The following is a 16794-nucleotide window of genomic DNA, read 5'->3' as shown; positions in this document are numbered from 1 at the left end:
TCGCCCCCGTCGTGCCAGGCCCCAAGGCTACGCAAGTCGGCTCGGGTGCCGCTCGTGGCCGTCCGGCGCCTTGAACGCCGCCCCGCGCCGTGCCAGCGTGACGACCCGTCCAGCCCGTCCGAGCCCCGGGAGACCTGACGATGACCGCATCCGACCTGCCCGTGGACATCGTGCGCGCCCGTCGCCACGGCATCGCCGATCTGCTGGCGCGCACCGCGGCGCGGCTGCCCGCCAAGACGGCGGTCGTCGACGGCGCGCTGCGCCAGACCTACGCCGAACTGGACGCGGTGGTGAGCCGGACGGCCGGGGCCCTGGCGGCGCGGGGCGTCGCCAAGGGCGATCGTGTGGTGCTCTTGGCCCGTAACTCCCATGGCTTCGTGGTGGCGTACTTCGCGCTGGCCCGGCTGGGCGCGGTGTCGGTGCCGGTCAACTTCATGCTGACCGCGCCCGAAGTGGCGTATGTCCTGGACCATTCGGGGGCGATCGGGATCATCGCGGGCACGGATCTGCTGGATGTGGCCGAGGGCGCGCTGGCCGAGGCCGCACCGCCCCGGATCGCGCTGCGCGCGGCCCTGGGAGGCGGGCGCGAGGGGTGGGAGGACTTCGCCGCGCTGGGCGCGGAGCGGGGGCATCCGGTGCCCGATCCCGCCCTGGAGGACGACGATCCGGTCCAGCTGATGTACACCTCGGGGACCGAGTCGCGGCCCAAGGGCGCGATCATGACGAGCCGCAATCTGATGGCGCAGTATCAGACGGCGATCGTCGACGGCGGAATGTCGTCCGACGATGTGGAGATCCACGCGCTGCCGCTGTACCACTGCGCCCAGCTCCACGCCTTCCTCACCCCCGATGTCCAGCTGGGCGCCACCTGTCTGGTGCTGCCGGGGCCGGACCCGGCGACGCTGCTGGCCACGATCGAGGCGGAGCGGGTGACCAAGCTGTTCGCCCCGCCCACGGTGTGGATCGCGCTGCTGCGCCATCCGGAGTTCGAGGGCCACGATCTGTCGTCGCTGCGGAAGGGGTACTACGGGGCGGCGCCGATGCCGGTCGCCGTGCTGGCCGAGCTGCGCCGGCGGCTGCCGGGGCTCGCGCTGTACAACCTCTACGGCCAGACCGAGATGTCCCCGATCGCGACCGTGCTGGGCCCGGCCGACCAGGAGCGCAAGGCCGGTTCGGCGGGGCGGCCCGCGCTGAACGTCGAGACCCGGGTGGTGGACGAGGCGGACCGGTCGGTGCCGCCGGGCACGGTCGGCGAGATCGTGCACCGGGGCCCGCACACCATGCTCGGCTACTGGCGCGACCCGGAGCGCACCGCGGAGGCGTTCCGGGGCGGCTGGTTCCACAGCGGCGATCTGGGGGTGCTGGACGAGGAGGGGTGTCTTACGGTCGTCGACCGTAAGAAGGACATGGTCAACAGCGGTGGGGAGAACGTCTCGGGGCGCGAGGTGGAGGAGGCCGTCCACACCCATCCGGCGGTCGGGGAGGTCGCGGTGTTCGGGGTGGAGCATCCGTACTGGATCGAGGCCGTGACCGCGGTGGTGGTGGCCAAACCGGGGCGGGAGGTGACGGAGGAGGAGATCCTCGCGCACTGCCGGGAGCGGCTCGCCGGGTTCAAGGTGCCCAAGTTCGTCCGGCTCGCCGAGGCGCTGCCGAAGAACCCCAGCGGCAAGATCCTCAAGCGTGAACTGCGGGACATCTACCGCGACATGGCCGAGGAGTCCGGGGGCGAGAGCGGCGGCTATATTTGACGTACCAGTTACACAAAATTGTGCGACACTGCTGCGGCACCTGACGTGGATCGGCCGCGCCCCGACGAAGGACCACCGTGACTTCCTTGCCTCCGACCCCCGATGCCCCCGAAGTGGCGATGACCGCCCACCCGCCGCGCTCCGGACCGGTGGTCGCCGTCCTGGCGTTCGGCGGAATCGTCGTCTCCCTGATGCAGACCCTCGTCGTGCCGCTGATCCCGGATCTTCCGGGACTGCTGCACACCTCGGCCTCGGACGCCTCCTGGGCGATCACCGCCACCCTGCTCGCCGGCGCCGTGGCCACCCCCGTGCTGGGCCGGCTCGGCGATATGTACGGCAAGCGGCGGACGCTGTTGCTCAGCCTGACGATGCTGGTGGTCGGATCGGTGGTGTGCGCGCTCTCCGACGCGCTCGCGCCCATGATCGTCGGCCGTGCGCTCCAGGGCTTCTCCGCGGGCGTGATCCCGCTGGGCATCAGCATCATGCGGGACGAGTTGCCCGCCGAACGGCTCGGCTCGGCGATGGCCCTGATGAGCTCCTCGCTGGGCGTCGGCGGCGCCCTCGGCCTGCCCGGCGCCGCTGCGCTGGCCGAACACGCCGACTGGCATGTGCTGTTCTGGGTCTCGGCGAGCCTGGGCGTGGTGGTGATCGCGCTGGTGCTGGCGCTCGTACCGGAGTCCCCGGTGCGCGGCGGCGGGCGGTTCGACCTGGTGGGCGCCATCGGGCTGTCGGCCGGGCTGCTCTGTCTGCTGCTGGCCATCTCCAAGGGCGCCGACTGGGGCTGGGGCAGCACGACCACCATCGGGCTGTTCGGCGGGGCGGTGGTCGTGCTGCTGCTGTGGAGCCGGTGGGAGCTGCGGGTGACCGGGCCGCTGGTGGATCTGCGCACCACCGTGCGCCGTCAGGTGCTGCTGACCAATCTGGCCTCCATCGTCATCGGCTTCGCGATGTTCGGGATGTCGCTGGTGCTGCCGCAGCTACTGCAGATGCCCGAGGCGACGGGGTACGGACTGGGCCAGTCGATGATGACCGCCGGCCTGTGCCTGGGCCCGTCCGGTCTGGTGATGATGGCCATCTCACCGCTGTCGGCGCGGATCACGGCCACCTGGGGCCCCAAGGTGTCGCTGATGCTCGGCGCGGGGGTGATCGCCGCCGGGTACGGCATGGGCGTCTTCCTGATGGACGCCGCGTGGCAGGTCGTGATCATCTCGTGTGTGATCGGCGCCGGGATCGGCCTCGCCTACTCCGCCATGCCCGCGCTGATCATGTCGGCGGTGCCGGTGTCCGAGACGGGCGCGGCCAACGGCCTCAACACCCTGATGCGGTCCATCGGCACCTCGACCGCCAGTGCGCTGGTGGGCGTCGTCCTCGCCCATATGACCACCGCGTTCGGGCCCACCGAGGTCCCGTCCCTGAACGGCTTCCGCACCGCCTTCGTGATCGGCGGCGGCGCCGCGCTGGTGGCGCTCGCGGTCGCCTCGCTGCTGCCGGGCCGCGGTCCGGACCGGCTCACGGCCCCATCGGAGCGGCCCGGCACACCGCAGCCGGTGGCGGGCCGCTGACCCAGGGCCGACGACCGACGGCCGACAGCCGAAGTCACCTCGCAGCCGCCCGTATCTCCCCGCCCGCCCGCGTGGCGGAAGGGGGATACGGGCGGCTTTGTCGTGGCGGGGTCGCATACGGGCCATCATGTGGACAGCGGTTGACGGAACGGGCCTGTGCGGGGCTGAATGATGCGGGTGAGGACTGAGCTGCCCCTGGTCACACGCGACCACATCGACTTCGGTCGAGTGTGGTCCGCTTCCTGTTCCGGCTGACCCGGCAGCGGGCCGTCCCACCGGCCGCCCTCTTCTGATCTCAGGCCCTTCTGATCCCAGGGCCCTCGTCTGCCACTTCCGCGCCTGACGCGCCATCACCCCGCAAACCGCGCCATGTTCCGGTTCCGGGGGTGCTTCTCCCCCTTTCCGCTTTGCCCCCTTTCCCGCTTCCCGAAAGGTCACCCCATGTCCGTGGAGTTCCTCGGCACCGCCGCCACCGACGACGGCTCGCAGCCCGGTCCGCGCTCCGGCGCGGCCTTCGCGGCCCAACCCCCACCCCGGCTGACGGTGGCCCGGGTGACCGTGGACGATCCGCGGGTCGAGCCGCTGCTGCGCGAGCTGGCGTACGAGTACTCCACCCGTTACGGCAGGGCGGCCGACCGTGAGCTGAGCCGCTATCCGGCCGAGGAGTTCGCCCCGCCGCACGGGGAGCTGCTTCTGCTGCTGGAGGGCGGAGAGCCGGTCGCCGGGGGTGCGTACCGGCGGTATGACGGGCGGACGGCGGAGCTCAAGCGGATCTGGACGCACTCGGGCCATCGGCGGCGCGGGCTGGCCCGCCGGGTGGTGGCGGAGTTGGAGCGGTCGGCCGCCGAGCGCGGCTACCGCCGGATCTACCTCACCACCGGGCCCCGCCAGCCGGAGGCGCGCGGACTGTATCTGGCCACCGGCTACACCCCGCTGTTCGATATCTCGGCCGACCCGGAGACCATCGGCCCGCTCCCCTTCGAAAAGGGGCTGTAGGCCCGGCGGAGCCCACTCCGCCGGCACCCGTCCGTCCGCCCGCCCGGCCGCTCCGGGCGGACGGGCACATTCCCCCGTTTACGGTTGACCGTTCTGTGTCAACTGTTGGTGACCGCCCCCACGTGCGGTTTTAGGATGCGGTAATTCTGCCGCGACCCGACCGTCCGAAGGCACGCCATGACCAAAGCCCCGAACGTCGATGCACTACCCGAGCCAACCGTGCTCAAACGCGCGAAGCGACGGCGTCCCGGACTTCTGGTGGCCAATGTGATCGTGCTGGTACTGGCCGCGATGGCGGTCACCACGATATTCACCAACCCTCGTTTCGAGTGGAACACCGTCGCGAAATACTTCTTTGAAATCCGGGTGCTGAAGGGCATCGGGGTCAGCATCGGAATGACCGCGGTGACCATGGCGATTTCTCTGGTGTCCGGCACCCTGGTCGCTCTTATGCGGATGGGCGACTCCCGGCTCATGTCCACGGTCGCGGCGGCGTTTATCTGGGTTTTCCGCAGCATTCCCATGCTGGTGCAGCTACTGTTCTGGTACAACCTCGCCGCCCTTTTTCCGACGCTGTCCCTCGGCATTCCCTGGGGGCCGCGTTTCGTCACCTTCGACTCGAACGACGTCATCGGCCCGCTGACCGCCGCGATCATCGGCCTGACCCTCCATGAGACCGCGTACATCGCGGAGTTGATCCGTTCGGGGCTGCTCGCGGTGCCCGACGGACAGCATCAGGCGGCGTCCGCGCTGGGGTTGACGCCAGCTCAGATCTTCTTCCGCATCACCCTCCCCCAGGCGCTGCGGGTCATCGTCCCGCCGATGGGAAATGAGCTGATATCTCTCCTCAAGGCCACCTCCCTGGTCAGCGTGATCACCCTGGCCGACCTGCTCTACTCGGTCCAGCTGATTTACGCCAAGAACTTCCAGACCGTTCCGCTGTTGATCGTGGCCGCCATTTGGTACATGATCATCACTGGCGTCATCACTCTTCTGCAGCAGCGCCTGGAGCGACGTCTGGGACGGCACACCCTGATTTCGGCCGACAAGGCCGGGAAAGTGAAGAGGATCGAGCACTCGGTATGACCGTGGCATCGGAAAAGCAATCGCAGGCGGTCGTCTCCCTGCGTGGGATCCGTAAGTCGTTCCGTGGCACCGAGGTGTTGCACGGCATCTCCCTGGATATCCACCGAGGTGAGACGGTCTGTCTGATCGGTCCCTCCGGATCCGGAAAGAGCACGCTGCTGCGCTGCGTCAATCACCTCGAGGTGCCGGACCAGGGCGTGGTGGTGGTCGACGGCAGCGTCATCGGCTACCAGCCGCGCGGCCGTACCCTGCATGAGCTGGGCCCCCGGGAGCTGGCCGCCCAGCGCTCGGCGATGGGCATGGTGTTCCAGAGCTTCAATCTGTTCCCGCACCTGACCGCCCGCGAGAACATCGTGGAGGCCCCGCGCAGGGTGCTCGGGCTCTCCAAGTCCCAAGCCGACAAGCGGGCCGTGGAGCTGATGACCCGGGTCGGGCTCGCCCACAAGCTGGACAGCTATCCGGACAAGCTCTCCGGCGGCCAGCAGCAGCGGGTGGCCATCGCCCGCGCCCTGGCGATGCGCCCCAAGGTGATGCTCTTCGACGAGCCGACCTCCGCCCTCGACCCCGAGATGGTGCAGGAGGTGCTCAGCGTCATCAGGGACCTGGCCCGCGAGGGCATGACGCTGGTCGTCGTCACCCATGAGATGCGCTTCGCCGCCGATATCGCTGACCGGATCGTCTTCATGGACGACGGCCGGATCGTCGAAGAAGGTGCACCTGACCAGCTACTGCGCACCCCCTCACACGACCGCACCCGTACGTTCCTGTCGAAGGTCTCCCCATGAGCACCGAACTTCCCCTGCCCGCCAAGACCGTCCGGCGCCTGGAGCTGTGGGACTCCTACCGCTCGTACCAGTACCTGGAGGCCGGGGAGGACTTCCGCGCCTTCGAGCTGGCGCCCGCGCTCGGCCGGGTCCCCGGGTCCGCGCTGGAGTGGAGCGAGGACGTCGAGGTCCGCGCGCGGGACTTCGAGGAGCGCCATCCGGTGATCTCCGCGCATGACCATCTCTCGCTGCGCCCCGCGGACCCGGGGGACTTCGCCGACTACCGCCGCCAGGGCCGGGAGTCGATTCCCTACGAGGGCATCGCCCACTCGGGGGTCGACCTGTTCTTCGACGGCGGCCCGGCCGCGGTGAGCATGATCCGCTCGCATGCCCCCTGGGACTGGGACGACACGGTCAGCGATCTGGCCATGCGCCAGGCGGACCTCGCCCATCAGCGGCTGGCGACGCCCGTCCGTACGCTCGAGGAGGCCGACCGGGCACGGGCCGGCGATCAGGTGGGGGTGGTGCTGACCCTGGAGTCCGCCTCCCCCATCGGCAATGACATCGACCGGCTCGATCTGCTCTACGGTCTGGGCGTCCGCCTGCTCGGCCTGGTCTACAGCGAGAGCAACCAGCTGGGTTCGGGGCTCGCCGACACCGGTGACACCGGTCTGACCCTGCTCGGCCGCCGGGCGCTGCGCCGGATGAACGACCTCGGGCTCATCGTCGACGTCTCGCACAGCGGGGACGCGACGGCCCTGGACGCCGTGCGCCGTTCCGCCGCGCCCGTGGTGATCACCCATGCCGGGTCCCGGGCACTGTGGCCGACCCCGCGGATGAAGCCGGACGATGTGATCCGGGCCTGCGCCGGGTCCGGCGGGTTCATCGGCGTCGAGGCGGCGCCGCATACGACCATCACCGCCCAGCACCCCCGGCACAGCCTGGACTCGGTGATGGAACACATCGAGCGCTGCGTCGATCTGGTCGGCATCGACCATGTGGCCTTCGGCCCGGACACCAACTTCGGCGATCACACGGCCTGGCACCGGACGTTCGCCCCGCTCTTCGGCAAGGACGACGCGCACGGCGGCAAGGCCCCCGAACTGCCGCCGCACGAGGAGGTCGGGCACGTTCGCGGCTGTGAGAACCCCGCGGAGGCCGTCGGCAACATGATCCGGTGGCTGTTCGAGCGGGGCTACTCCGAAGCGGACGTGGCCAAGCTGGCCGGGGGCAACGTACGGCGCGTCGCCGAGACCGTCTGGGGCCGCTGACCGGTCCCGTTCTTCCGCATCCGCTACCCCCCACCTCCCGGAATGGAGCACCCATGCGCAACCGTCCCCATGTCGCCGCATGCGCCCCCCTGCTGGCCTCCCTGACGCTGACCCTGTCCGCCTGTTCGGTGGACGACACCCCCGGCGACGGCAAGGCGAAGAGCAGCCATCCGGCCGCCACGCTCGCCCCCGAGCCCAAGGACAGCGCGCTGGCGGCCGAGGTGCCCGAGGAGTACACCAAGAAGACACTGATCATGGGTGTCAGCGAGTACGCGCCGTATGTCACCTTCGAGTCCGACGGGAAGATCACCGGGCTGGTCCCCGAGCTGTCCGCGCAGCTCTCCTCACTGCTCGATGTGAAGATCAAGGTGGAGCGGACCAACTTCGACGCGGTCATCCCGGGGCTGAAGTCCGGCCGGATCGACCTCAGCGCCCCCTCCGGCGACTTCACCGAGCGTCAGAAGGAGGTCGACTTCGCCGACTTCGCGCAGAGCAGTGTGACGCTGATGGTCCTCAAGGACGCCTCCTTCCGCCCCAAGAACGGTCTCGAGGTCTGCGGGCACAAGGTCGGCGTCGAAAAGGGCGCCGGAACGCAGAACGTGCTCGCCGCGCAGAACAAGCGCTGTGCCGCGAAGGGCAAGCCGTCGGTGGACGTGAAGCTCTACACCGATCTGCCCGCCGCCTCGCTGGCGCTGCAGAGCAAGCGGGTGGACGCGGTGGCCGCACCCAGCGCCTCCAACACCTCGGTCAGCCAGAACGCGCAGGACCGCTTCGAGACGCTTGAGCTCAAGGACATGCTGAACCTGCCCGCCGCGACGGCCATTTACGGCATCCAGGCCAAGAAGGGCACCGGGCTCGCCTCCGTGCTCGTCAAGGGGCTGCAGAAGATGTACGAATCGGGCACCTACGCCAAGCTTTTCGGCCAGTGGGGGCTGCCGCTGTCCACGGTCACCCAGTCCCAGCTCGCCCTCAACGGCTCCAAGCAATCCCAGACCCAGTGAGATCTTCCATGGCACGAACCAGTCGGACCGAAACGAGCGGGGACAGAGAGCGGGCGGCCTGGGAGGAGCCCGCCCGGCTGCTGGACGAGCGGGTGTGGCGACGCACCCTGCGCGTTCCGACGCGGGACGGGATCGCCCTGGCCGCCGATCTGTTCACCGCCGAGGAACGGCCCGGGCCCCGCCCGGTCATCCTCGAACGGACCCCCTACGGCCGCCGCGACATACGCGACTCCGACCGCAGCCGCCACGACGAGCCGGTGCCGACGCCGGAGGAGACCTCGGCGTTCTTCGTCCGCGCGGGGTACCACGTGGTGCGGCAGGACTGCCGGGGCCGCGGGGACTCGGACGGCACCTTCGTGAAGTACCTGGGCGAGGGGCCGGACGGCGCGGACACCATCGACTGGATCGCCGCCCAGCCCTGGTGCGACGGCCGGGTGGCCATGATGGGGGTGTCCTACTCGGCCCACGCCCAGACGGCTGCCGCGGCCGAGTCCCCCACCGGCCTGTCCGCGATGTTCATGGACTCCGGCGGCTTCGCCAGCGCCTACGAGGCCGGGATGCGGATGGGCGGCGCCTTCGAGCTCAAGCAGGTCACCTGGGCCTTCCGGCACGGTGAGGAGAGCCCGGAGGCGGAGCGGGACCCGCTGGTGCGCAAGGCGTTCGCGGGGACGGATCTGCGCGACTGGTTCACCGTGCTGCCGTGGCGCACCGGCGTCTCCCCGCTGCGTCAGGTGGGGAGTTACGAGCACTATCTGCTCGACCAGTGGCGGCATGACGCCTTCGGGGCGTACTGGCGCCAGCCGGCCATCTACGGGCGCGGCCACTACGACCGCTTCCCCGATGTGCCGACCCTGCACATGTCGAGCTGGTACGACCCGTATGTGCGCTCCACCATCGAGAACTTCACCGCCATGGGCCGTCTCAAGCGGTCCCCGGCCTATCTGGTGATGGGGCCGTGGAAGCACGGGCTGCGCTGTGTCACCTTCGCCGGTGATGTGGACTTCGGGCCCGCCGCGACATTCAGCGGCAATGTGGACACCTCGTATCTGTCCTTCCGGCAGCGCTGGTTCGACGCGGTGCTGGGGGGCGGCGACCCGGAGTCGATCCCGCGGGTGCGGTATTTCCTGATGGGCGGCGGGGACGGCAGGCGGGACGAGGCCGGGCGGATGCGGCACGGCGGCCGGTGGCACACCGACACCCAGTGGCCCCCGGCCGGGACCCGGGAGACCGCGTTCTACTGCCACACCTCGGGCGAGCTGAACCGGGAGCGGCCGGCGGCCGAACGGGCCTGGGTGGAGTACGACTTCGATCCGAACGACCCGGTGCCGACGCTGGGCGGCCAGGTCACCTCGGGTGAACCGGTGATGGTGGGCGGCGCCTTCGACCAGGTGCCGGACGAGCGGTTCTACGGTGCCCGCCCGCCGTATCTGCCGCTGAACTCCCGGCCCGATGTGATCTCGCTCGCCACCCCTCCGCTGGAGGAGCCGCTGGTGGTGGCCGGGCCGGTCACGGCGCGGCTGTTCATCTCCTCCTCCGCGCCGGACACCGACTTCACGGTGAAGCTGGTCGATGTGTATCCGCCGAACGAGGACTATCCGCACGGCTTCGCGATGAACCTCACCGAGGGCATCTTCCGCTGCCGCTTCCATGAGTCGTTCGAGCGCCCGGAGCCGCTGGAGCCGGGCGAGGTGTACGAGATCGAGATCCCGGCGCCGGACACGGCCAACCGCTTCGAGGCCGGGCACCGGCTGCGGGTGGACATCTCCTCCAGCGACTTCCCCCGGTTCGACGTCAATTCCAATACCGGGGTGCCGGAGGCGGTGAGCCGCCGCAAGGTGGTCGCGACCAACCGCGTCCACATGGACGCCGATCGCCCCTCGGCGGTGCTGCTGTGGACTCAGCCGGGCTGACGGACCGCGGGCGCGCGGCCGTCACCGCATGATGGTCGCCAGCACGTCCTGCCCCAGCCGGAGCAGGGTGCTGGTGGCCAGCCGGTGGTAGACGTACTTGCCCTCGCGCTCGGACTCGATGAGCCCGGCGTCCCTGAGCTGGCGCAGGGTGCGGGAGACCTGCGTATCGGCGAGCCCCATCCGCTGGGCCAGTTCGGAGGTGGTGATGGGCTCGCCCAGCAGATGGCGGCACACCTCCATCCGGCCCAGGGACGCCAGCGCGGACATCCGGGCCCGCAGCTCCGCCTGGGTGAGCTGATCGGCCGTCCCGTCCTCTCGGGCGGCGAACTGGAGCACCACGGGGTGCGACTCCTCGTCCTTGACGGTCAGATGCGGCCAGACATGGACGGAGGGGAGCAGGAAGAGCGGGCGTGGGCCGATCTCGATCTCGGCGACGGCCAGCTTGTCGTAGCGCACCCGCTCCCCGCCCCGGGAGACCACCGCCGTGGGGCTGAGCCCGGCCAGCACCTCGGCCAGACCCCGCCGCCGGATGTCGCTGCGGACCCGGGCGGCGGCCGACTCCAGCCGGTCGCGGACCGTGCGCCACTCGGAGGCGAAGAACGCCTCGGCGCAGGAGTCGAGGAAGCACAGGAGCCGGCCGCGCAGCCTCTCGGGCGAGGCCACCAGATCGTGGGCCAGCTCCCCGCGCCGGATGGACCGCAGCTCGCACTGGGCCACATAGCGCTCGGCGGCCTCGGGGTCGGTGAGCAGGCTTCGGGCCGGGGGCACGGCCTCGCGGAAGCCGAGCACTCCCTGGGAGCACAGGCCCACGAACTCCTCGAGCGGCAGCTTCTCCAGATGGCGCAGCTCGTCCTCGAAGGGCTGGTCCAGCGGAAGTCCCAGCGGGAACAGCAGCCGGCAGCGGAGCCGGGCCCACAGCGGGGACAGGGCGCTCATCTCATGGGCGAGGGAGGGGGAGATCGCCGTCCCGAGCCGGTGCGTCCAGCGCTGGGCCTCGGGGTGGTGGCCGGGCTCGGCCATGATGTGCAGCACCGACATGAGCTCGGCCAGCGCCGACCGGCCGACGTACACATCGGCCGGTCGTGCGCGCTGGAGGTTGAGCGTGATCCCCACACCCGCACATTACTCGGCGGGTGACGGGCCCGGCCGGGGAGTCTCCCGAATCGGCGCCGGACCCCCAGGTCAGGGGCTTGGGGCGGCCGGGGCCGGTCGCGGGGCCCGGTCAGTCGCGGGGCAGCAGGGGGCCCAGCGGGCCCAGATCCAGGTTGAGGTCGTCCTCGGTCAGCCCGAAGTGCTCCCGCAGCTCGGCCATGTTCTGCTCCAGGGCCATCAGCGTCAGCCCGAGCTTCTCTATCTGTTCATCGCTGATGCCGCCCTGCTCGACGCGGCGCAGCGCCTGCCGCTCCATGAGCTGCCGCAGCAGTTCGACGATGGTGAGCACCAGACCGGCCAGGCTCTTGCGGACCGACTCCTCGTCCACTTCGATCCGCCGACCGGGCCGGGGAGCGCGGTCAGCCGTCATGGCGGACCTCCTCCCTTCCTCCTCGTTCCTCCTCCTCGTTCTCCACCCGTACGGAGGCGATCAGGGCGCGCAGGGAGATCCGCACCAGGTCGATGTCGGCGATGGTCAGGGTGATCTCCCCCGCGATCACCACGCCTCCGGCGAGCACCCGGTCGAGCAGGTCGACCAGGGCCACCTCCCTGCGCTCGATCGCACGGGTCACGACGGCGCCTCCTTAGGCCGGTCCTCTCCTTCCTGGCCTTCCTGGCCTTCCTGTCCTTCCTGTCCCTCCCGCTTCGGCGGAGCGGTGAAGGAGTACGGCGGCCAGGGGCCGCTGACCTCCAGAGTGACGGCGAGGTAGCGCTCTCCCAGCGCGGTCACCAGGGCGGTGAACTCCTCGGTCAGGCCGTCGGGCACCAGATAGGAGTTGTTCAGCACCATCCATCCCTCGTACGCGGCCAGCGCGGTGTCCTGCGGTGGATGGGCGGCCGTCGCCACCGCCAGCGCGGCGAGGGAGGCGTGGATCTCCTCCGCCCGCTCGGTCGCCCGCAGATGCGCGGTCTCCTGGTCCTGCCGCTGGGCCCGCCGGCGCAGCAGATAGGCGGTGCCGGGGCTGTCCTCGCCGCCGACGGGCTCGTCCGGGTCGGGCAGGAAGGACCTGGGGTCGACATACGCCTTGACGCCCCACTCGGTGCGGCCCGCCACCCGCCGCAGCGTGGCCGTGAAGTCCTCCCGGCGCTCCTGGAGCATCGCGCGGACCCGGTCGTCGTCGTGGTAGAGCGTGGCGAAGCGCAGCGGGATGACCTGGCCCTGGCGGGCCGCGCCGTTGATCACCCGGTGGTGGGCGCGGGCCGTGCGCTCCAGCCACTCCAGGTCCTCCAGATGGCCGCGCAGCGCGTCCTCGTCGAACTCCTCCAGGGGTACGGAGCCCACGACGGCGGCCAGCCCCGCCTTCTCCACCAGGCGCACCGGCTCGTCCGCCACACCGGTGAGCCCCTGCGGCGGGGCGCCGTCCTCGGGGGCGGCCGTCACCGCGTACAGCCAGGTGGCGAGGGAATCGGTCACCGTTCGTCCTCCCGCTCCGCGCCGCGGTCCACCTCGCGCGCGCCGCGGCCGTCCTCCAGCTCGCCGACGCGCCGCCGCAGCCGCTCGTTCTCCTCCAGGACGTCCCGGGCGCCGGAGGAGAGCGTGGGGTCGTGCTCCCACCAGTCGATGCCCATCTCCTTGGCCCGGTCCACGGAGGCGACCAGCAGCCGGATCTTGATCGTCAGCAGTTCGATGTCCAGCAGATTGATCTGGATGTCACCGGCGATGACGATGCCCTTGTCGAGCACCCGCTCCAGGATGTCGGCCAGGCTGGAGGGCTCGGATCCACGGCGGGCCGGTTCGCGTGCGCCGCCGGTGCGCCGGACCGGAGCGTTCCAGTCGGAGCTCTGGTTCATGTCCGGTCCTCCCCCCTGCCCCGGTAGTAGCGCTCGGTGCGGCGGTAGGAGGAGAGTTCGCCGCAGTCGTCCAGCTCGACCTGGTACTCGGCGAGGATGTCGGTGGAGTCCGGTATCCGGTGGGTCTCGACGACCTCGATGCCGATGATCCAGCCGTCCTCCCCGCGCTCCAGCGAGGTGACGCCCTCCGCGGCCCGCCCGGTGAGCCCCTCGACATGGCGCGCCGCACTCCGCGCGGCGCCGCGGGCGTCGAGGGCGGAACGCCGGGGCCGCTCCCGCTCATGGCCCTGCTCGTGCCGGTCCCGTTCCGCACGGGGCCGGGTGCGCGGCCGCTCCTCGTGGTGGCGTTCGTCGCGGTGGCGATCCTCGTCGTGGCGCTCCTCGTCGTGGCGCTCCTCACGGCGGCGCTCCTCGCGAGGCCGTTCCTCGGGGGGCACGGCTCATACCTCCAGGCCCCCGCCGGGCGGCCCCTGGGACATCAGCCTGCGAACCAGCTCGTCCTCCTCGCGGGCCGCCTCCTCCTCGGTGAGCTCTCCACTCTCCCGGGCCTCCGCGACCTCTTCCAGCCGCTGCTTGATCACCTCGGGGTCGTAAAGCTGCCGATGGGCCTCGTCATGGAGCCGTTCGGCGATCCAGACGACACCTCGCACCGGGGCCAGCGGCAGCGTGGCCAGGCCGGTGAACAGTCCCATGGCTACTCGTCGCCTTCCTCTCCTTCGAGCAGTGCGTCGGCCACGAAGTCGTACGGCGCCAGCGGGCCGAGCAGCCGCATCCGGACCCGGCCGTGCCAGTGCTCGGCGAGCTCCTCGGCCGCCTCCTCGAACGCCTGCCGCTTCGCGTCCTCCACCAGGAACGAGGCGTTGACCAGCCCTTCGGCGGACGCCGCCTCCTGCGACACCGAGCCCAGCGCGTACGGCCCCAGCCGCCGGTCGAGCTCCAGCGCGTCCACGCTGCGCTTCGCGTCGATGGTGTCCATGACGAGCCGGCCGAGCTGGATCCGCTGCTCGTACCCCTCCTCCTCCGGCAGCCCCCGCAGCTCCTCGCGGAGCCGTCTGGCCTCCGGCTGTTCGGTCACCACCTCGCGCAAGACCGCGTCCTGCTCATACCGGGCCCGCACGGTGAGCTGCGAGCGGCCGCGGAGCCGGTCCAGGCCGCGGACGAAGTCGTCATGCCCCTCGGCCAGCAGCTCGTCGGTCACCGCCGCGGTGTCGCGCACCACGGTGCCGAAGCGGAACGGCAGCACCGGTGGGCCCTGCTCGGCCAGGCTGTCCAGCACCTTGGCATGGGTGCGCAGATCCTCGGGGGTGCCCAGCGGTTTGCCGACGGGCACCTCGCTGACCACCGCGGCCTGGCCGCGGTGGCGGACCAGGGTCACCGGGGCCTCCGGATCCCCGACGGCGGGCAGGTCCTTGACCGCCTCATCGGTCCGGTCGTCCGTGACGACCCCGTAGACATAGCAGGCACGTGCGTCCTCGGCCATCACCGCTCGCGCTCCCTGTGGCTGGTGGAACCCCTCGTGCGCCGGGGCCTGCCCCGCTCCTCGGGCTCGGGCTCCCGGTCCTCGTCGTCATCGTCCCGCAGCAGATCCGAGACCGATTCCTTGACGCCTTCCAGGGCGCCCTTGGTCTTCTTCTTGCCGCCGCCCTCGCGGAGGTCGTCCATGAGGCCGGGCAGGCCGTGGGTCTCGGTGCCGCTGCGGGCGAGGTCGAGTCGGTTGGTCGCCTCCGCGAACCGCAGATACGTGTCCACACTGGCGACGACGATCCGGGCGTCGATGGTCAGAAGCTCGATGCCCACCAGGGACACCCGCACATACACATCGATGACCAGGCCCTTGTCCAGGATCAGGTCGACCACGTCGACCAGGGCGCTGGAACTCGCCCGGTCCAGATACTGGCTCTGCTGCTGGCGTGCTACGGTCACCGCGCTCACCCGTTCCCGGGGCGGGATCCCTCAGCGGCGCGTGCGGCGCCGTGCGGGCTCCTCGTCCTCGTACTCCTCCTCGTCTTCGTCCCGGGGCTCCTCGTCCTCGTACTCCTCGGACTCCTCGGGCTCTTCCTCCTCGTCGTACTCCTCGCGCTCCTCGCCTTCCTCGCCTTCCTCGCCCTCCCCCTCCTCTCGCTCGTCCCCCTCCACGATCTCGCCGTCGTGCACCACACCGCGCCAGCCCACGACCTCGTCGGGGTCGAGCAGCACCTCGCGCATGAGATGACGGCGGAAGTGCTTCAACTCCAGCCGCACCCGGCGGCCCTGGGCACGCCAGAGGTTGCCGGTGCGCTCCATGAAGCCCTGCGGCCAGTACTCCAGGACGAACAGGATCCGGGTGAGCTCGGGGGCCAGCTCATGGAAGGTGATCGTGCCGTCCACATGGCCCTTGTCGGCCCGTGACGTCCAGATGATCCGCTTGTCGGGCACCTGCTCGACGACCTCTGCCTGCCACTTGCGGTGCGACCAGAAGACCTGGGCCTTCCACTCGGATTCCGTCCCGGGCACGTCCTCGTCCTCGCCCTCGCCCTCCTCCTCGCCCTTGTTCTGGACGTCCTCGACCTTCTTCATGTACGAGGGGAAGTTCTCCCACTCCGTCCAGAGGTTGTAGGTGAGGGAGAGGGGCGCGCCCACGTCGATCTGCTCCACGATGTTGGTGACCTTGAGCTTCTTGCCGCCCTTGCCGCCACCGTCGCCGCCACCGCCGAGGCCCGGGATGAAGCTCTTGGCCTTGTCGACGACCTTTTCCTTGACCTGGTCCTTGACCTTCTCCTTGGCCGTGTCGACGACCTTGTCCTTGGCCTGTTCCAGCCCGCCCTTCAGCCCGCCCTTCAGCCCGCCCTTCAGTGCGCCGCCCATCCCGGGGTTCCCCCCCAGGTGGGTGACCGATTCCAGAGCTTTTTCGCCCAGCGCCATCAGCAGGCCCTGTGCTTCCTTCGCCAGGCGGTCGGTGGGAAGCGCGCCGCGCCCACCGGCCCGTCCCTTGGGGGTTTCCTCAGCCATGGCCCTCACCTCTGGCTTCGTCACGCGGGCCCTTCGGAGCCGTCCGCTTCCTGGCCTGCGCCGGACGGTCGGCCGACTTGCCCTGCTGCTTGCCGGTGCGCTCGCGTGGTTCGCGCTCCTCGTGCTCGTCCGGCTCCTCGTCCTCCCCGGCCTCCGGCTCCCCGCCCCCCGCGCCGCCGGTGCGCAGCGCCGAGGCGCGGTGCTCCAGCCGGTCGCTCAGGGCGTCGATGCGGCTACTGGCCGCCGACATGGCCGCCTCCCGGCCCGCGGAGACCAGCCGGCTGCCGATCTCCTGGCCCAGCTTGCCGAGCTCGGAGGACTTCAGCGCCTGGGCGCCCGGTGGGCTGATTCCGGAGAGCCGCTTGCCCGCGGCGAGACCGGCGAGGCCGAGGACCAAGGCCCCCCTGTGGCCGCGCCCGAAGAGATAGCCACTGGCGAAGGCCAGCGCCACCCGGGAGTTCTTCATGATCGCTCCTCCTCCCGGAGCTGAACGAGACAGCCGTTCGGGTATATATAGCCAAGTAT

At 70.5% G+C, this 16794-nt stretch carries 19 protein-coding genes; 8 read left to right on the top strand and 11 right to left on the bottom strand.

All coding sequences use genetic code 11. From position 1 onward, the window contains the following. Positions 1 to 140 precede the first annotated feature (140 nt). The 8 genes from J5X86_RS23615 (at position 141) to J5X86_RS23580 (ending at position 10338) form a co-directional block, all read left to right on the top strand. A complete protein-coding gene (locus J5X86_RS23615; protein WP_208518734.1) occupies positions 141 to 1748 on the top strand; it encodes an acyl-CoA synthetase in 1608 nt (535 codons plus the stop codon). A gap of 119 nt (positions 1749 to 1867) precedes the next feature. Further along, entirely contained in the window at positions 1868 to 3310 is a 1443-nt protein-coding gene (locus tag J5X86_RS23610; protein WP_208518783.1) for an MFS transporter, read from the top strand. A 441-nt stretch (positions 3311 to 3751) separates the two neighbouring features. Further along, on the top strand, positions 3752 to 4306 hold the full coding sequence (locus tag J5X86_RS23605; RefSeq protein ID WP_243981147.1) for a GNAT family N-acetyltransferase: 555 nt from the start codon (positions 3752 to 3754) through the stop codon (positions 4304 to 4306). A gap of 177 nt (positions 4307 to 4483) precedes the next feature. Then, positions 4484 to 5392 carry an amino acid ABC transporter permease gene (locus J5X86_RS23600; RefSeq protein ID WP_208518733.1) on the top strand — a complete coding sequence of 303 codons (909 nt, stop codon included), beginning with the start codon at positions 4484 to 4486 and terminating at the stop codon, positions 5390 to 5392. Further along, a complete protein-coding gene (locus tag J5X86_RS23595; protein WP_208518732.1) occupies positions 5389 to 6177 on the top strand; it encodes an amino acid ABC transporter ATP-binding protein in 789 nt (262 codons plus the stop codon). Before J5X86_RS23600 ends, J5X86_RS23595 begins: the two co-directional genes overlap by 4 nt. Beyond that, complete coding sequence (locus J5X86_RS23590) at positions 6174 to 7427, top strand: dipeptidase (RefSeq protein ID WP_208518731.1); 1254 nt, start codon at positions 6174 to 6176, stop codon at positions 7425 to 7427. Before J5X86_RS23595 ends, J5X86_RS23590 begins: the two co-directional genes overlap by 4 nt. 53 nt (positions 7428 to 7480) lie before the next feature. Next, positions 7481 to 8428 carry a transporter substrate-binding domain-containing protein gene (locus J5X86_RS23585; protein WP_208518730.1) on the top strand — a complete coding sequence of 316 codons (948 nt, stop codon included), beginning with the start codon at positions 7481 to 7483 and terminating at the stop codon, positions 8426 to 8428. A gap of 8 nt (positions 8429 to 8436) precedes the next feature. Beyond that, complete coding sequence (locus J5X86_RS23580) at positions 8437 to 10338, top strand: CocE/NonD family hydrolase (RefSeq protein WP_208518729.1); 1902 nt, start codon at positions 8437 to 8439, stop codon at positions 10336 to 10338. 21 nt (positions 10339 to 10359) lie between these two features. Here J5X86_RS23580 and J5X86_RS23575 read toward each other — a convergent pair whose 3' ends face one another. The 11 genes from J5X86_RS23575 to J5X86_RS23525 form a co-directional block, all read right to left on the bottom strand. After that, positions 10360 to 11451 carry a helix-turn-helix domain-containing protein gene (locus J5X86_RS23575; RefSeq protein ID WP_208518728.1) on the bottom strand — a complete coding sequence of 364 codons (1092 nt, stop codon included), beginning with the start codon at positions 11449 to 11451 and terminating at the stop codon, positions 10360 to 10362. Positions 11452 to 11560: 109 nt separating this feature from the next. Next, positions 11561 to 11860 (bottom strand): gas vesicle protein K, encoded by a 300-nt coding sequence (locus tag J5X86_RS23570; RefSeq protein ID WP_208518727.1) that lies wholly within the window; start codon positions 11858 to 11860, stop codon positions 11561 to 11563. Beyond that, entirely contained in the window at positions 11850 to 12062 is a 213-nt protein-coding gene (locus tag J5X86_RS23565) for a gas vesicle protein (RefSeq protein WP_208518726.1), read from the bottom strand. Before J5X86_RS23565 ends, J5X86_RS23570 begins: the two co-directional genes overlap by 11 nt. Next, the gene (locus J5X86_RS23560) at positions 12059 to 12904 is read right to left on the bottom strand and encodes a GvpL/GvpF family gas vesicle protein (RefSeq protein ID WP_208518725.1); all 846 of its coding nucleotides are present in this window, start codon (positions 12902 to 12904) and stop codon (positions 12059 to 12061) included. Before J5X86_RS23560 ends, J5X86_RS23565 begins: the two co-directional genes overlap by 4 nt. Next, on the bottom strand, positions 12901 to 13281 hold the full coding sequence (locus J5X86_RS23555) for a gas vesicle protein (RefSeq protein WP_208518724.1): 381 nt from the start codon (positions 13279 to 13281) through the stop codon (positions 12901 to 12903). Before J5X86_RS23555 ends, J5X86_RS23560 begins: the two co-directional genes overlap by 4 nt. Next, positions 13278 to 13718 (bottom strand): gas vesicle protein GvpO, encoded by a 441-nt coding sequence (gvpO, locus tag J5X86_RS52505; RefSeq protein WP_208518723.1) that lies wholly within the window; start codon positions 13716 to 13718, stop codon positions 13278 to 13280. The genes J5X86_RS23555 and gvpO overlap by 4 nt, the downstream gene beginning before the upstream one ends. Before the next feature lie 3 nt (positions 13719 to 13721). Beyond that, the gene (locus J5X86_RS23545) at positions 13722 to 13973 is read right to left on the bottom strand and encodes a gas vesicle protein GvpG (protein ID WP_208518722.1); all 252 of its coding nucleotides are present in this window, start codon (positions 13971 to 13973) and stop codon (positions 13722 to 13724) included. Between the two features lie 2 nt (positions 13974 to 13975). Further along, positions 13976 to 14761: a GvpL/GvpF family gas vesicle protein gene (locus tag J5X86_RS23540; protein WP_208518721.1), complete on the bottom strand. Its 786-nt coding sequence runs from the start codon at positions 14759 to 14761 to the stop codon at positions 13976 to 13978. Next, complete coding sequence (gene gvpJ / locus J5X86_RS23535) at positions 14761 to 15204, bottom strand: gas vesicle protein GvpJ (RefSeq protein ID WP_208518720.1); 444 nt, start codon at positions 15202 to 15204, stop codon at positions 14761 to 14763. The genes J5X86_RS23540 and gvpJ overlap by 1 nt, the downstream gene beginning before the upstream one ends. A gap of 30 nt (positions 15205 to 15234) precedes the next feature. Beyond that, positions 15235 to 16269, bottom strand: coding sequence for an SRPBCC family protein (locus tag J5X86_RS23530; RefSeq protein ID WP_208518719.1), 1035 nt, complete (start codon positions 16267 to 16269; stop codon positions 15235 to 15237). Next, positions 16262 to 16735 (bottom strand): hypothetical protein, encoded by a 474-nt coding sequence (locus J5X86_RS23525; protein WP_208518718.1) that lies wholly within the window; start codon positions 16733 to 16735, stop codon positions 16262 to 16264. The genes J5X86_RS23530 and J5X86_RS23525 overlap by 8 nt, the downstream gene beginning before the upstream one ends. Positions 16736 to 16794: the final 59 nt, after the last annotated feature.

The sequence above is a fragment of the Streptomyces sp. NEAU-YJ-81 genome, assembly GCF_017592595.1.
Classification (GTDB): Bacteria; Actinomycetota; Actinomycetes; order Streptomycetales; family Streptomycetaceae; genus Streptomyces; species Streptomyces hygroscopicus_B.
The sequence above is the reverse complement of the archived record's forward strand: the minus strand, read 5'-3'. Positions and strand labels throughout refer to the sequence as shown.

Coding starts and splice junctions, on each gene's coding strand:
- J5X86_RS23615 (WP_208518734.1), top strand. CDS start 141: ATGACCGCATCCGACCTGCCCGTGGACATCGTGCGCGCCCGTCGCCAC.
- J5X86_RS23610 (WP_208518783.1), top strand. CDS start 1,868: ATGACCGCCCACCCGCCGCGCTCCGGACCGGTGGTCGCCGTCCTGGCG.
- J5X86_RS23605 (WP_243981147.1), top strand. CDS start 3,752: ATGTCCGTGGAGTTCCTCGGCACCGCCGCCACCGACGACGGCTCGCAG.
- J5X86_RS23600 (WP_208518733.1), top strand. CDS start 4,484: ATGACCAAAGCCCCGAACGTCGATGCACTACCCGAGCCAACCGTGCTC.
- J5X86_RS23595 (WP_208518732.1), top strand. CDS start 5,389: ATGACCGTGGCATCGGAAAAGCAATCGCAGGCGGTCGTCTCCCTGCGT.
- J5X86_RS23590 (WP_208518731.1), top strand. CDS start 6,174: ATGAGCACCGAACTTCCCCTGCCCGCCAAGACCGTCCGGCGCCTGGAG.
- J5X86_RS23585 (WP_208518730.1), top strand. CDS start 7,481: ATGCGCAACCGTCCCCATGTCGCCGCATGCGCCCCCCTGCTGGCCTCC.
- J5X86_RS23580 (WP_208518729.1), top strand. CDS start 8,437: ATGGCACGAACCAGTCGGACCGAAACGAGCGGGGACAGAGAGCGGGCG.
- J5X86_RS23570 (WP_208518727.1), bottom strand. CDS start 11,860: ATGACGGCTGACCGCGCTCCCCGGCCCGGTCGGCGGATCGAAGTGGAC.
- J5X86_RS23555 (WP_208518724.1), bottom strand. CDS start 13,281: ATGAACCAGAGCTCCGACTGGAACGCTCCGGTCCGGCGCACCGGCGGC.
- J5X86_RS23545 (WP_208518722.1), bottom strand. CDS start 13,973: ATGGGACTGTTCACCGGCCTGGCCACGCTGCCGCTGGCCCCGGTGCGA.
- J5X86_RS23540 (WP_208518721.1), bottom strand. CDS start 14,761: ATGGCCGAGGACGCACGTGCCTGCTATGTCTACGGGGTCGTCACGGAC.
- J5X86_RS23530 (WP_208518719.1), bottom strand. CDS start 16,269: ATGGCTGAGGAAACCCCCAAGGGACGGGCCGGTGGGCGCGGCGCGCTT.
- J5X86_RS23525 (WP_208518718.1), bottom strand. CDS start 16,735: ATGAAGAACTCCCGGGTGGCGCTGGCCTTCGCCAGTGGCTATCTCTTC.